This is a genomic window from Kitasatospora albolonga, assembly GCF_039535905.1.
GTDB classification, from domain to species: Bacteria; Actinomycetota; Actinomycetes; order Streptomycetales; family Streptomycetaceae; genus Kitasatospora; species Kitasatospora albolonga.
This window is the reverse complement of the sequence record NZ_BAAAYB010000151.1, coordinates 13,629-27,624: the sequence shown is the minus strand read 5'-3', so window position 1 is coordinate 27,624 and position 13,996 is coordinate 13,629. Positions and strand designations below refer to the sequence as shown.

The following is a 13,996-nucleotide window of genomic DNA, read 5'->3' as shown; positions in this document are numbered from 1 at the left end:
CGTCAGCGCAGCAGCGCCGGCACCCCGTCCGCGTCCGGCAGGTCGTCCGGGCCGGAGAGCACGGTGAGCCGCTGGGTGGCCCGGGTCAGAGCCACGTACAGCACCCGCAGGCCCGCCTCGGACTCGCCCGCGATGCCGACCGGGTCGGCCACCACCGTGGCGTCGTACTCCAGGCCCTTGGCCTCCAGCGAGCCCAGCGCGACCGCCCGCTCGCCCAGCCCGGCCACCCAGCCGGCCGCCTCGGCCCGGCGGTCCATCGGGACCACCACCGCGACGGTGCCGTCCACCTCGGCCAGCAGCCGCTCCAGCTCGGCCCGGGCCGCCGCCGCGACCGCGGCCGGCTCGGTCGAGCCGACCGCCGCGAAGCGGGGCTCCAGGCCGGTGGAGCGGACGGCGGTCGGCGAAGGGGTGCCGGGAGCGGCCAGCTCCAGCACCTTGGCCGCCACCTCCGCGATCTCCGAGGGGTTGCGGTAGTTGACGGTCAGGGTGTGCCGACGGCGCGGCTTGCCGGCCAGCACCTCGTCCATCGCGGCCTGCGCCTCCTGCGGGAACGGCCAGGAGGACTGCGCCGGGTCGCCGACGATGGTCCAGGTCGCCATCCGGGCCCGGCGGCCGACCATCCGCCACTGCATCGGCGTCAGGTCCTGCGCCTCGTCCACGATCACGTGGGCGTACTCGGTGCGCTCCACCGGGACGCGCTCCCGCTGGCGGGACATCCGGTCGGCGTAGGTGGTCACCTCGTCCAGGCCGGTCAGCATGTCGACCGCGTCCACCTCACGGACCTTGCGGACCGCCGCCTCGCCGAGCAGCAACTGCAGCTCGTCCACCAGCGCCACGTCGTGCGCCGACAGCTCGCCCTCCCCGCGGGACGTCAGGTGCCGCCAGGAGTCGGCCAGCAGCCGGGCCTCCTCCGGGGTGACGGCGCGTCGGGCGATCCGGTTGGTGTGCCGGGACTGCTTGAGGGTCGCCAGCACCCGACGGGGCGTCAGCGCGGGCCACCAGGCCTCCAGGAAGTCCAGGAACGCCGCCTCGTCCGAGACGTACTCGTCGAAGGCCTCCTTCTCCTCCTGGCGCTGCTCGCGCGCGTAGTGGTCGGCGGGGCGCGGCAGGTGCCGGGTGGCCTGCTGCCAGAGCGCGTCCAGCAGCAGCCGGCGGGCCCGCGGGCGGAGCAGGTTGAGCGGGGTGCCGCCGCTGCCGATCACGTTGCCGCGCACCGCCTTCAGGCGGCCGGCGTCCAGGCGCAGCGCCTCGCCGCGGGCGAAGACCTTCAGCTCGGTCGGGGCACCCAGCTCCAGGGCGGCCTTGGCCGCCCGGCGCAGCAGCGTCACCATCCGGGCCGAGCCCTTCACGTGGGCGGTCTCCGGGGTGTCGTACCGGCCCGCCTCGATGCCGTCGACCAGGCTGCCGACCGCGCGGATCGCCACCTGGCCCTCCTCGCCCAGCGCGGGCAGCACGCCCTCGGTGTACGAGACCAGCAGCGCGGTCGGGCTGACCACCAGGATGCCGCCCGCGTACCGGCGGCGGTCCTGGTAGAGCAGGAAGGCGGCGCGGTGCAGCGCGACGGCGGTCTTGCCGGTGCCCGGGCCGCCGGTGACCAGGGTGGCACCCGGGCGCGGGGGCCCGGATCACCTCGTCCTGCTCCTTCTGGATCGAGGAGACGATGTCGCGCATGGTGGTGGCTGCGGGCCCGGCCCAGCGTCGCCATCAGCGCGCCGTCGCCGACCACCGCCAGCTCCTGACCGCCCAGGGTCGGCGTCAGGTCCGGACGGAGCAGGTCGTCCTCGACGCCGATCACCCGGCGGCCCTTGGACCGGATCACCCGGCGCCGGATCACCCGGGCCCGGCTCGACCGGGGTCGAGCGGTAGAACGGCGCGGCGGCCGGGGCCCGCCAGTCGATCACCAGCGGACCGAACTCGGCGTCCAGCACGCCGAGCCGGCCGATGTGCAGGGTCTCGGCCACGGCCGGGTCGGCCGGGTCGAGCGGGGTCTGCGACGGGATCCCGTGCTCCTCCGGGGCGTCGGCCTGCTGGAGGTCGATCCGGCCGAACAGGAAGTCCTCGAACCTCGGTGTTCAGCCGGTGCAGGTGCGCCCCGGCGCGGTACACCTGGGCGTCCCGCTCCGCGAGCGCGCCGGGCGTGCCCACGTGGACGCGCTTGGCGGCGTCCTCGAGGATGTACTCGGCCTCGGCGAGCTTCTCCTCCAACCGGCGGTAGACGGTGTCGAGGTGGCGCTGCTCCTCGGCGATCTCGCGGTCTCGGACGGTGTCTGAGTCTGTGCTGCTGTGCATGGCCTCGTTCAGTGGCGGCTGTGAACCTGCGGGAAAAAAGAGACGGACGGAAGATCCTACGCCCAGGACCCCGCCCAGCGGCAGACACCCGCACACATCACCTGCACCGCACCACCACTCGTAGTGGTCACCCCGGGGGCGCGAGGAACTGCGCGCGGGGGAACGGCAGCACCTGCAACTGGCTCGACTGCCCCGACCTCACACCGGTCCGCCTTCCGTACTCGCGCAGTTCCCCGCGCCCCTGGGGCCTTCGGCCCGGGGCGGCCCGTCAGACGGCGCCGTACTTCTCCCCCGGCTCCGCCGTCGGGTCGACCGCCAGGCGGTAGCCGCGCTTGACCACGGTGGCGACCAGGTTCGGCGTGCCGAGGGCCGCGCGCAGGCGGGCCATCGCGGTCTCCACGGCGTGCTCGTCGTTGCCCGCTGCCGGGCAGGGCGCGGAGCAGCTCGGCGCGGGCCACCACCCAGCCGGGGCGGCGGGCCAGGGCGCGCAGCAGGGCCATCCCGGCGGGCGGGACGGGCCGCAGCTCGCCGTCCACCAGGGCGGCCTGGCCGCGCAGCTCCAGCTGGTGCCCGGCCACCGAGAGCCGCCGCCCGCGCTCGGGGAGCCGGGCGGTGAGCAGCTGCACCATCGCGCCCAGCCGCATCCGTTCGGGCCAGACGGTGGCGATGTCCAGTTCCTCCAGCGGGGCGGCCGTCACGGGCCCGACGCAGACCGGCAGGACGTCGCGGCGCAGCGCGTGCAGCAGCTGGTCGGTCAGGCCGCGCTCCGCTGCCCGGTCGAGCAGGCTGAGCACCGCCGGGGCGGAGGTGAAGGTGATCGCGTCCAGCGCGCCGGTGCAGCAGGCGTCCAGCAGCCGGTCCAGCGGGGCGATGTCGGCGGGCGGCAGCCAGCGGTAGACCGGCACCTCGACCACCTCGGCGCCCGCCGCGTGTGAGCGAGTCGACGAAGTCGCGCTGCGGGGCGCCGTGCAGCTGGACGGCGATCCGCTTGCCCTCGACGCCGTCCTCCAGCAGCTTCTCCAGCACCTCCACCGAGGACTCCGACCTCGCCGACCACTCCTCCCGCAGCCCGGCGGCCCGGATGGCGCCCTTGGCCTTGGGGCCGCGGGCCAGCACGGAGGCCTTGCCGAGCCGTTCGATCAGCTCGTCGCCGAGGCCCCAGCCCTCGGCGGCCTCGATCCAGCCCCGGAAGCCGAGTCCCGGTGGTGGCCACCGCGACGTCCGGCGGCCCGGCCACCAGCGCCCGGGTGGCGGCGAGGAGTTCGGTGTGTCGTCGGGCAGCGGCACGATCCGCAGTGCGGCGGCCCGCTGCACGGCGGCGCCCCGGCGTTGGAGCAGCGTGGCCAGCTCCTCGGAGCGGCGGGCGGCGGTGATGCCGACGGTGAATCCGGCCAGCGGAGGCACCGGCTCGGCGGCGTGAGGGGCCGTCAGTTCGTCCATGGCTGTGGGTCCTTCGGTGGTGCGCACCCCGGCTGCGGCGGGCCGGGAGGGTGGGTGGACGGGCATCCTCCCCCGGGGCGGTGTCGCTGCGGGGTCGGCCGGATTTCCGGGGTGTTTCCACGGGCCGGACCGGCCGTCCAGGGGATGGACGGCCGGTCCGGCCCCGGGGTCAGGCCGCGACCCGCTCCTTCACCGGGGCGGTCACCGCGCTGCCGGTGGGGGCGGCGCAGGTAGACGGCCCAGGTGAGGGCGGCGCAGACGGCGTACGCCGCCAGGAAGGAGGCGAAGGCGGGGGTCCCGGTCTTGGCGACCAGGAAGGACTGCCGGAAGGCCAGGTTGATGAAGAGGCCGCCGAGCGCGCCGACCGCGCCGATCACCCCGACGGCCGCGCCGGACATCCGGCGGGACCAGGCGGCGGCCTGCTCGGCGGTGGCGCCGAGCTCGGCGATCCGGTTCTGCGCCTTGGCCTCGAAGATCACCGGGATCATCTTGTAGGTGGAGCCGTTGCCCAGCCCGGCCAGCACGAAGAGCGTGGTGAACCCGGCCAGGAAGACCGGCAGCGAGCGCTCCGAGGAGGCGTACAGCACCACCAGGGTGGCGGCGGCCATCCCGGCGAAGTTCCACAGGGTGATCCGGGCGCCGCCCCAGCGGTCGGCCAGCCAGCCGCCGACCGGGCGGATCAGCGAGCCGAGCAGCGGGCCGACGAAGGTGAGCTGGGCGGCCTGCAGCGGGGTGCGGCCGAACTGGGTCTGCAGCACCAGGCCGAAGGCGAAGCTGAAGCCGATGAAGGAGCCGAAGGTGCCGATGTAGAGCACCGACATCAGCCAGGTGTGACGCTCCCTCAGCACCTCGGCCAGCGCGCCGGTGTCGTTCTTCATCGGCGCCAGGTTGTCCATGAAGAGCGCGGCGAGGGTGGCCGCGATCACGATCAGCGGCAGGTAGATGCCGAGCACCAGCCGGGGTGAGGTGGCCCCGGCCCAGGTGATCACCGCGAGCGCGACCAGCTGGATCACCGGCACCCCCGATGTTGCCGCCGCCGGCGTTCAGCCCGAGCGCCCAGCCCTTGCGGTGCTGCGGGAAGAAGGCGTTGATGTTGGTCATCGAGGAGGCGAAGTTCCCCCCGCCGAGCCCGGTGAGCGCGGCGACCACCATGAAGGTGGTGTAGGAGGTCCCCGGCTCCATCACGTACGCGGCGGCCAGTGCGGGCAGCAGCAGGAGCAGCGCCGAGACCACCGTCCAGTTTCCGCCCGCCGAAGCGGGCCACCGCCACGGTGTAGGGGATCCGGACGAAGGCGCCGACCAGGGTGGGCATCGCGACCAGGAAGAACTTACCGGCCGGGTCGATCCCGTACTTGGGCCCCATGAAGAGGACCATCACCGACCAGAGGCTCCAGATCGAGAAGCCGATGTGCTCCGAGAGCACCGAGAAGACCAGGTTGCGGTTGGCGGTCCGGCGCCCGGTCCGCTCCCAGAACGCCCGGTCCTCCGGATCCCACTCCTGGATCCAGCCCCGTCGCACCGCCGTGTCTCCACTCATCGCAACTCCCCTTGTGCAAGTTCGGCGCCCTGACCTGGACGACCCTAACGGGCCGGGATTTCCGGGGAGTTGTGGGTTGTGAACCCGCCGGTACGGTCCTCTCACCGGGCCGCCCGGCGCGGTGTGAGACCGCCGAAACGCAAGAAGGCCGCCTCCTCGCGGAGTGCGGCCTTCGAGCGACATGGGTCTGTGGAGATGCCGGGAATCGAACCCGGGTCCAGTGGAGTGGATTCAGGACTTCTCCGAGCGCAGTCCGCTGTGAGTTTCTCGGCCCTGGCAGTCACGCGGACAAGCCGCCAACAGGCCCAGCCACTGTTTTATTTTTCCGCCGACCCCCGTGGCCGGGGTGGCGGATGAGTTCCCTAGATTATGCCAGGATCCGGGTCGGGAACTCCCCGGGCTGACACCCATTCACTCTTGCTTAGGCAGCGAGAGCGAACTGCTGGGAATCGCGCTTAGAGTTGGCGATTATTTTTTTGCGACAGATGGTTAACGAGATCATTGCGCGTTCCTCGGCTCGCTTCTCCTGTTTCGACGTCCCCTGTCGAAACCGATCATCCCCATGTTGAATTGACAAACAGCTCCGGCGGGCGGGCCCTCCGGTGATGTTGCTCGGGCCATAGTACGCGCAGGCACCGGCCAGGGCCAAGCGATTAACCCCGCTGGCGCTTCCGTGCCGCCGCGACGGCCCGGTCGGACTCGCGGCGGTCCTGCTTCTCGCGCAGGGTCTGCCGCTTGTCGTACAGCTTCTTGCCGACCGCGAGCGCCAGCTCCAGCTTCACCCGGCCGTCCTTGAAGTACAGGGAGAGCGGCACCAGGGTGTGGCCGGTCTCCTTGACCTTCGACTCGATCTTGCGGATCTCGAGCTTGTGCAGCAGCAGCTTGCGCTTGCGCCGCGAGGCGTGGTTCGTCCAGGTCCCCTGGGTGTACTCGGGGATGAACACGTTGTCGACCCACGCTTCGTGGCCCTGCACGTAGGCGTAACCGTCCACCAGGTTGGCCCGCCCCTCGCGGAGCGACTTCACCTCCGTGCCGGTCAGCACCATGCCGCATTCGTACGTGTCGAGGATGGTGTACTCGTGTCGCGCCTTCTTGTTCTGCGCGATCAGCTTCTTTCCCGTTTCCTTAGCCATAGCACCGGCCATTCTCGCACCTCGCCCGCCCGGTGGTCAGCCCATTTGGCCGCGGCCCAGCCCGGAGAGCACGGTGTCGGCGAGCCGGGTCACCGCCTCCGGGTCGCCGCCCGGCGGCTGGGGGACGTCCGGGGTGAGGCCGGTGCCGTCCGGCGAGCGGCCGGCCGGGGTGGCGTAGCGGCCGACGGTGAGTTCCAGGACGGCGCCGTCGGCGAGGCGGCTGGGCTGCTGGACGGTGCCCTTGCCGAAGGTGCGGGAGCCGACCAGGACGGCGCGGCTGCGGTCCTGGAGCGCCCCGGCGAGCAGTTCGGCGGCGCTCATGGTGCCGCCGTCCACCAGCACCACCAGGGGCACGGTGGTGTCTCCGCCGCGCGCTGCGGTCAGCTCGCGCCGCTCGCCGCGCTCCTGGTACGAGGCCACCGGGCCGCCGTCCAGGAAGAGCGAGGCGGTCCCCACGGCCTGGTCCACCAGCCCGCCGGAGTTGCCCCGCAGGTCCAGCAGGACACCCCGGGCGCCCCGGACGGCCTGCGCCACCTCGGCGGCCACACCGGCCGTGAAGCCGCGCACCGCGACCTTCACCACCCCGGGCCGCAGCTGCTCCCACCGTCACGTCCCGGGCGGCCAGCTCGGCCCGGCGCAGCGTCAGCTCACGGGCCGGCCCGCCCGGTCGGCGGACCGTCAGCTCCACCGCCGTGCCGACCTCGCCGCGCAGCCCGGCCACCACCTCGGTGACCGGGAGCCGGTCGGCCGGGGTGCCGTCGATGCCGAGCAGCACGTCCCCGGCCGCGATCCCGGCCTGCCGGGCGGGCCCGTCGGGGTGCACCCGGTCCACCGTGGTGGCCCCGTCCGCCGCCCGCCGCACCGAGAGCCCGACGCCGCGGTAGCGCCCCTTGGTCAGGTCGGTGTACTCCTCGGGCGTGTAGTACGCGGCCCACGGGTCGCCCCCCTCGGCGACCAGCCGCTCGGCCTGCTGCCGGGACAGCGACGCCCCGGCCAGGTCACGCCCGGCCAGGGCATCGGGAGGAGGAGCGTGGGCGGGCGCCCGTCGGCCGGAGCCCCGCTCCAGGCCCCGGTGACCGCCCCGGTGAACAGCACGGCGCCGAACGCCAGGGAGAGCACAGCTCCCTGGCGCACTCCCGCACGCAGAGTCACCGGCATGGCAAGGGAGTCTAGGCGCACTGCCTGAGGGGGCGTCAGACCCTTCAGGTACTTCCGGAGGGTGATGAAACGCCGCGATGCCGGCCATCCCCATGCCGACCACGACCAGCAGCGGGATGACGGTGAGCACCGAGGAGAGCCCGATGAAGTGGATGAACTGCACCCGCTGGGCCAGGAACTCCTGCACGAAGAAGTGCCCGCCGAGCAGCAGCCCGGAGGCCAGCACCGCACCGAGCAGCGCGGCGAAGGCCGCCTCCGCGATGAACGGCATCTGCACGTAGAAGTTCGAGGCACCGACCAGGCGCATGATCCGGTCTCGCGCCGTCGGCTGAACGCGGACACCCGGACGGTGTTCACGATCAGCAGCAGGGCGACGAAGAGCATCAGCACCATGATCACGAACGCGGCGGTCTGCAGACCCGTTCAGCAGGCCGAACAGGTTCTCCAGGATCTTCCGCTGGTCCTCGACCGACTTGACGCCCGGCTTCCGGCGAAGGCGCTCTGCCACCACGTCGTACTTGGTCGGGTCGTTCAGCTTGACCCGCCAGGACTGCGGCATCGCCTCCGCACCCACCGCGGCGAGCAGCGGGTTGTCCGGGTTGTCTCCTTCCAGCGCTTGTACGCGTCCTGCGAGCTCTCGAAGGTGGAGCTCTGCACCAGCTGGGTCATCTTGTCCAGCTGGCCCCTTGACCTCGGCGATCTGCTGGTCGGTGGCGGCACCCGCCGAGCACTGGGCGGAGGTCTTGGCGTCCGACTTGGTGCAGAAGTAGATGCTCACCTCGACCTTGTCGTACCAGTACCCCTTCATGGAGTTGACCTGGTCGCGGACGAGCAGCGAGGCGCCGGCGAGGGCGAGCGATAGCGCGACGCTGACCACGACCGCGATGGTCATGGTCAGGTTGCGGCGGAGACCGACGCCGATCTCCGACAGGACGAACTGGGCGCGCATGGCGTTACTCCAGGGGCAGGCAGGTGGAACGGGCAGGCGGACGGGGCGTCGGGTGGCTCAGTTCTGGTAGCCGTAGACGCCGCGGGCCTGGTCGCGGACCAGCAGCCCCTTGTCGAGCTCGATCACCCGCTTGCGCATCTGGTCGACGATGGCCTGGTCGTGCGTGGCCATCAGGACCGTGGTACCGGTGCGGTTGATCCGGTCGAGCAGCTTCATGATGCCGACCGAGTTCTGCGGGTCGAGGTTTCCGGTGGGCTCGTCCGCGATCAGCAGCATCGGCCGGTTCACGAAGGCCCGGGCGATCGCCACGCGCTGCTGCTCACCACCGGAGAGCTCACCGGGCATCCGGTCCTCCTTGCCGCCGAGGCCGACCAGGTCGAGCACCTCGGGCACCACCTTGTTGATGGCGCTCTTCGGCTTGCCGATGACCTCCAGCGCGAACGCGACGTTCTGCGCGACGGTCTTGTTCGGCAGCAGGCGGAAGTCCTGGAAGACGGTGCCCAGCTGACGCCGCATGTGCGGCACCTTCCAGTTGGACAGCTTGCCGAGGTCCTTGCCCAGCACGTGGACCGCGCCGGTGCTCGGGCGCTCCTCGCGCAGGCAGAGCCTCAGGAAGGTCGACTTGCCGGAGCCGGACGAACCGACCAGGAAGACGAACTCGCCCTTCTCGATCTCCAGCGAGACGTTGTCCAGGGCCGGACGGTTCTGCTTGGGATAGGTCTTGGAGACGTTGTCGAATCTGATCACGGCTGCATCACGGGGGCCATCCTAGGTGGGTCAGGACTCGGACCCTACGCGAAGCCCCTCCGGGCCCGCAGGCACTGTCCGGGGGTTCACCTGGGATTTGGCGAGAAATATCCCGTTCTGCCCGGATAAGTGCGACCCATGTCACAGCCCGGCATGCGGTTGAGCGGTCGGCGAACGGGGAGGACGGGCCGGAACGGGCGGAACCTGGCACAGTGGTAGCTGAGAGCGCCCGTCCAGGGCCGTCCGAGGAACCGGAGGCCCGTCCGGCGCGTTGCAGTAACCAGCAAGGAGGAGATCGCATGACTTGCGACCATCTGGTGTGCGCCAACTGCAACGGCCGCGTGAGTGACGGCCGCTGCCCGGTCTGCCGCGCCAACCGGGCCCGGCTGCAGGACCAGCAGGGCCCGTTCGCCGCGCTGTCGCCCACGGCGCTGCTCGCGCTGATCGTCGGCCTGCTGGCGGTGGCGCTGATCGCCCGTCAGGCCCTGGCCTGACCGACCCCGCACGCGAAAGGGCCCCGGGAACTCCCGGGGCCCTTTTCGGTGCGTCCTTACGCGGCGGCCTCGCGCTGCTTCCGCCAGCGGATGCCGGCCTCGATGCTGTGCTTGATCTTCATCGAGGCCGGCATCCTTCCGATCACGCGGCGGCTTCGCGCTGCTTCCGCCAGCGGATGCCGGCCTCGATGAACCCGTCGATGTCGCCGTCCAGCACCGACTGCGGGTTGCCGACCTCGAACTCCGTCCGCAGGTCCTTGACCATCTGGTACGGGTGCAGCACGTACGACCGCATCTGGTTGCCCCAGGACGAGCCGCCGTCCTTGAGCGCGTCCATCGCGGCGCGCTCCTCCTGACGGCGCCGCTCCAGCAGCTTGGCCTGGAGGACGTTCATCGCCGAGGCCTTGTTCTGGATCTGCGAGCGCTCGTTCTGGCAGGAGACCACGATGCCGGTCGGCAGGTGGGTGATCCGGACCGCGGAGTCGGTGGTGTTGACGCCCTGGCCGCCGGGGCCGGAGGCGCGGTAGACGTCGACGCGCAGCTCGCCCTCGTCGATGTCGACGTGGTCGGAGGTCTCGACGACCGGGAGCACCTCGACGCCGGCGAAGGAGGTCTGCCGGCGGCCCTGGTTGTCGAAGGGCGAGATGCGGACCAGGCGGTGGGTGCCCTGCTCGACCGAGAGGGTGCCGTAGGCGTAGGGCGCCTTGACGGTGAAGGTCGCGGACTTGATGCCGGCCTCTTCGGCGTACGAGGTGTCGTAGACCTCGGTCGGGTAGCCGTGCCGCTCGGCCCAGCGCAGGTACATGCGCATCAGCTGCTCGGCGAAGTCGGCGGCGTCCACGCCGCCGGCCTCGGCCCGGATGTTGACCAGGGCCTCGCGGGCGTCGTACTCGCCCGAGAGCAGGGTGCGGACCTCGAGCTCCTCGACCGCCTTCTGCACCGACGTCAGCTCTGCCTCGGCCTCGGCGCGGGTGTCCGCGTCGTCCTCGGCCTCGGCGAGCTCGAACAGCACGCCGAGGTCCTCGACCCGGCCGCGCAGGGTCTCGAACTTGCGGACCTCGCCCTGGAGGAAGGAGAGCCGGCTGGTCACCTTCTGGGCGTTCGCGACGTCGTCCCAGAGGGCCGGGGCGGCTGCCCTCCTCCTCCAGAACGGCGATGTCGGCCCGGATCTTGTCCAGGTCGAGGACGGCCTCGATCGACCCCATGGTCGTTTCGAGGGACTTGAGCTCTTCGGAAGGATCGACGGCTGCCACGCCACCAGACTAATGGTTCGGCGGGCCCGGCTGCGCATGGGTATCCGTCACCCAGTGGATTCCCGCCGGTCGGGCGCCGGAGGTGTGCCGTTCCCGGGCGAAGGCGGAGTACGCGGCGGCCGCGCCGGCCAGCAGCAGCACCGCCGCGATCAGCACCGCGTAGAGCCGGCGGCGGCGCACCAGCGCCCGGCGGCCCTTGCGGTGTCCGGCCGGAGCGGCCTCGCGGCGCTGGGCCTGCGATTCGGCGGCGTAGGAGGCGAGTTCGCGGTCGGAGGGGCGGCGCAGGCTGGTGTGGGTGTCGCGGGTGGAGTCCGGCCAGCGGGGCCTGGACCAGCGGGACGGCCGGGCCGCGCCGGCGGCGGTGGGTGCCGGGGCCGGCGTCCACTTCGGTGTAGACCGCCTCGCCCGGGGTGAGCGGGGGCTCGGCCTCGGCGCGCTCGGGGGGCAGCTGCGGGGGCAGGCCGACCAGGTACGGGAGCTGCTCGCGCAGCCGGGTGGCCAGCTCGGCCGCGCGCAGCCGGGAGGCCGGGGCCTTGGCCAGGCACTCGGTGATGATCCGGGACAGGCCCTCGGGCAGGCCGGGGACGGCCGGCACCTGCTCGGTGGACGTGCCGTCGGAGCACCGCGCCCGGTGTGGCCGCCGCCGAACGGGGTGAAGCCGGTGAGCAGCTCGTAGAGCACGGTGGCCAGGGCGTAGATGTCGACCGCGCGGCGCGCGGCTCCAGGCCCTCGATGATCTCGGGGGCGAGGTAGTCGGGGGTGCCGATGATCCGGGTGGCCCGGGTGCGCCGGGGGGCGTCCACCAGGGCGGGCGATGCCGAAGTCGGTGAGCTTGGCGCGCGGGGCGCCGCCGGGGCCGGCCGGGAGCGGCCAGGTCCCAGCAGCACGTTCTCCGGCTTGACGTCGCGGTGGACGATCCCGGCGGCGTGCGCGGCGGCCAGGCCGTCGGCCACGTCGGCGATCACCGAGACGGCGACGGCAGGGGCCAGCGCGCCCTCGCGCTCCAGCCGGGAGCGCAGGTCGGTGCCCTGGACCAGCTCCATCACCAGGGCGAGGTCGTCGCCGTCCACCACCATGTCGCGGACCTCGACGCACGTTGGGGTGGTCGAGGCTGGTCAGCGCGGCGCGCTCCTGGACGAAGCGGCCGACCAGCACCTGATCGGATGCCAGGTCCTCGCGCAGCAGCTTGACTGCCACCGGTCCGTCCGGGCCCTCACCGAGCCACACGGTCCCGGCGGACCCCCGGCCGATCACCTGCTGGACGGTGTACCGGCTGCCGATCTTGCGTGCCAATGCTGCTGCTCCGTAGGCGGCGGGAGCGCGCTGCCCTTCTGCGCGCTCGGTAGGTCGGTGCTTCAGCCACCCAACCTACGCGCCCGAGGGCCGTTCGGGGGACGCCGATCGGCCCGGAACAGCCCTCAGGGGGCAGGAAAAATCGTGAATTGTCGACAAGTCGCCATCACGGCCTCCGGGCTGACGGCCCGGCGGCTAACTGCTCGTCAGGCTGCTGACCCAGTCGCTCGCGTCGGCGAACCAGCCCTTCACGTTCTCCCACCAGACGGGCAGGTCGGTGAAGTTCCACAGCGCCACGGCGGCCAGGGCCAGCACCACGATGACCATCAGACAGCCCTTCAGGCAGCCCAGGCCCGGGATGTACATCCGGTTCCGGCTGCGCCGGCGCGGCTCGCGCTCCCCGCTCCGCGCGGGGGCTCGGGCTCGCGCTGCTGCGGGGCCGGGGGCTCCTGGCGGCGCGGCGGGGCCAGGCTCGGGCGGCGGACCGGGGGCCGGGGCGGGCGGCGGCGCCTGCTGGTAGGGCGGGCGGCTGGGGCTGCTGCTGGGGGTGGCCGTAACCGGGCTGCGCCTGCTGCTGCGGGTACCCGTACCCCGGCTGGGGCTGCTGGCGTCCTGGTACGGCGGCGGGGCCAACCGGCGGGCGCTGGTTGTAGCCACCGGGCGGCTGCGGGGCGGGGGCCGCCCTGCGGCGGGCCCCGGCTGCCGGTGGGGCTGCGGCTGGTGGGGCTGCGGCTGGTCCGGGCGGTACGGCGAAGTACGGCTGCGGCGGCTGGTAGCCCTGCGGGGGCCGGGGCGGCTGCGTGGTGGGACTGGTAGGGCTGGTGCAGGCGCGTCCACTGCTGCGCGGGGCGGGCCAGTCGTCCTGGCGCCGTACGTCGCCGGTTGGGCGAAGACCTCGGTCTGCTGTTGCGTGTCCCGGGGCGAGCCCGGAGCTGTGGTCTGGCGCGGACACGTGAGGTGCTGCTGTTCGCACAGGGCGGCGCCGGCGGGCGCGGCCGGGGCGCCGTGCAGCCGGCGGCATCGCTCCGGGGTCTGCGGGCATCAGCGGTCGGTGACGGTCGGCTGGGCCGCCGATGCGACGCGGGCGCCGGCGCCCTGAGGCTCATCAGCGGTGCGGGTCGGCGCGAGCGTCGTAGACTGCCCCGAGGTCGTAGCACCTGGTCTGCTACAGCCGAAGGTCTGGTCGTCACGTGAGTTAGAGTCGGCGGGAAAGGACTGTGGGTCCGCACACCGACAGCCGGGTCTCGGTCGGGGCGCGGCCGGTGGCCGGGGTGGGCGCTTGCGGTGTACGCTGTGTTCGTGAGCAGACGTCTGTCCGCCCGCCGCAGAAGGTGTGCTGAGCCTCGGCTGGTCCGGGCGAGGCGTGCACTGCCGATGCGATCCCGCGGCCACGCACCCGCAGCGTGTGAATTCGATCGCTCATGTTTCGAGCGCCACGTGCGCTGCCGGCTCGGGGCCGATCTCTGCGCAGAGCTAGCGCTCGATCACCGTCCAGAGCGGCTCGGAGCGAATGGTGCGGCGGCGCTCAGAGTGGTCCTGGGCGCATGGGGTGCGCACTGTGAGGGTCTATCGCAGCCGGTGTGTCGTCCCTGGAACGGGGCGCGGCGGTGGTCAGCTCGTACAGCGTCGTGCTGCCCGTCGCCGTGAGACTTTCCGTCCACCACCCGGACCAGGATGGATCGCCGGGCGGCCGTCGGCGAGGG

7 protein-coding genes, 1 other RNA gene and 5 pseudogenes are annotated in these 13,996 nt (G+C 72.5%); 2 read left to right on the top strand and 11 right to left on the bottom strand.

The genetic code is table 11. From position 1 onward, the window contains the following. Positions 1-2 precede the first annotated feature (2 nt). Positions 3-2,175: pseudogene (locus ABD946_RS38395) on the bottom strand (HelD family protein). On the opposite strand from ABD946_RS38395, the gene ABD946_RS38390 reads away from it, so the two are divergent. Next, positions 2,080-2,271 carry a hypothetical protein gene (locus ABD946_RS38390; RefSeq protein WP_345290462.1) on the top strand — a complete coding sequence of 64 codons (192 nt, stop codon included), beginning with the start codon at positions 2,080-2,082 and terminating at the stop codon, positions 2,269-2,271. The pseudogene ABD946_RS38395 and the gene ABD946_RS38390 overlap by 96 nt on opposite strands. Positions 2,272-2,557: 286 nt before the next feature. On the opposite strand, the pseudogene ABD946_RS38385 reads toward ABD946_RS38390, so the two are convergent. From ABD946_RS38385 to ftsE, 7 genes and pseudogenes are all read right to left on the bottom strand, one after another. After that, a pseudogene (locus ABD946_RS38385) lies at positions 2,558-3,729 on the bottom strand (uroporphyrinogen-III synthase). A gap of 206 nt (positions 3,730-3,935) precedes the next feature. Next, positions 3,936-5,266, bottom strand: a pseudogene (locus ABD946_RS38380) (nitrate/nitrite transporter); the annotation flags it as partial. A 187-nt stretch (positions 5,267-5,453) separates the two neighbouring features. Beyond that, positions 5,454-5,828: a transfer-messenger RNA gene (gene ssrA, locus ABD946_RS38375) on the bottom strand. A gap of 91 nt (positions 5,829-5,919) precedes the next feature. Beyond that, the gene (gene smpB, locus ABD946_RS38370; RefSeq protein ID WP_345290376.1) at positions 5,920-6,399 is read right to left on the bottom strand and encodes an SsrA-binding protein SmpB; all 480 of its coding nucleotides are present in this window, start codon (positions 6,397-6,399) and stop codon (positions 5,920-5,922) included. Between the two features lie 36 nt (positions 6,400-6,435). After that, positions 6,436-6,981 (bottom strand): S41 family peptidase, encoded by a 546-nt coding sequence (locus tag ABD946_RS38365; RefSeq protein ID WP_345290375.1) that lies wholly within the window; start codon positions 6,979-6,981, stop codon positions 6,436-6,438. A gap of 139 nt (positions 6,982-7,120) precedes the next feature. Further along, positions 7,121-8,449: pseudogene (locus ABD946_RS43220) on the bottom strand (permease-like cell division protein FtsX); the annotation flags it as partial. Positions 8,450-8,563: 114 nt separating this feature from the next. Beyond that, the gene (ftsE, locus tag ABD946_RS38350) at positions 8,564-9,253 is read right to left on the bottom strand and encodes a cell division ATP-binding protein FtsE (protein WP_345281355.1); all 690 of its coding nucleotides are present in this window, start codon (positions 9,251-9,253) and stop codon (positions 8,564-8,566) included. 299 nt (positions 9,254-9,552) lie between these two features. On the opposite strand from ftsE, the gene ABD946_RS38345 reads away from it, so the two are divergent. Then, positions 9,553-9,747, top strand: a complete 195-nt coding sequence (locus ABD946_RS38345) for a hypothetical protein (RefSeq protein ID WP_345281353.1) — start codon at positions 9,553-9,555, stop codon at positions 9,745-9,747. 142 nt (positions 9,748-9,889) lie between these two features. Here the strand turns inward: ABD946_RS38345 and prfB are convergent. The 3 genes and pseudogenes from prfB to ABD946_RS38330 all read right to left on the bottom strand — a co-directional run bounded on the left by prfB (position 9,890) and on the right by ABD946_RS38330 (position 12,659). Next, a protein-coding gene (prfB, locus tag ABD946_RS38340; RefSeq protein WP_345281351.1) for a peptide chain release factor 2 occupies positions 9,890-11,000 on the bottom strand; the annotation gives its coding sequence in 2 pieces (ribosomal slippage) (positions 9,890-10,882 and positions 10,884-11,000; 1,110 coding nt in all). Positions 11,001-11,009: 9 nt separating this feature from the next. After that, positions 11,010-12,293: pseudogene (locus ABD946_RS38335) on the bottom strand (serine/threonine-protein kinase). A gap of 195 nt (positions 12,294-12,488) precedes the next feature. Next, entirely contained in the window at positions 12,489-12,659 is a 171-nt protein-coding gene (locus tag ABD946_RS38330) for a hypothetical protein (protein ID WP_345290374.1), read from the bottom strand. Positions 12,660-13,996 lie beyond the last annotated feature (1,337 nt).

Coding starts and splice junctions, on each gene's coding strand:
- smpB (WP_345290376.1), bottom strand. CDS start 6,399: ATGGCTAAGGAAACGGGAAAGAAGCTGATCGCGCAGAACAAGAAGGCG.
- ABD946_RS38330 (WP_345290374.1), bottom strand. CDS start 12,659: ATGTACATCCCGGGCCTGGGCTGCCTGAAGGGCTGTCTGATGGTCATC.
- ABD946_RS38345 (WP_345281353.1), top strand. CDS start 9,553: ATGACTTGCGACCATCTGGTGTGCGCCAACTGCAACGGCCGCGTGAGT.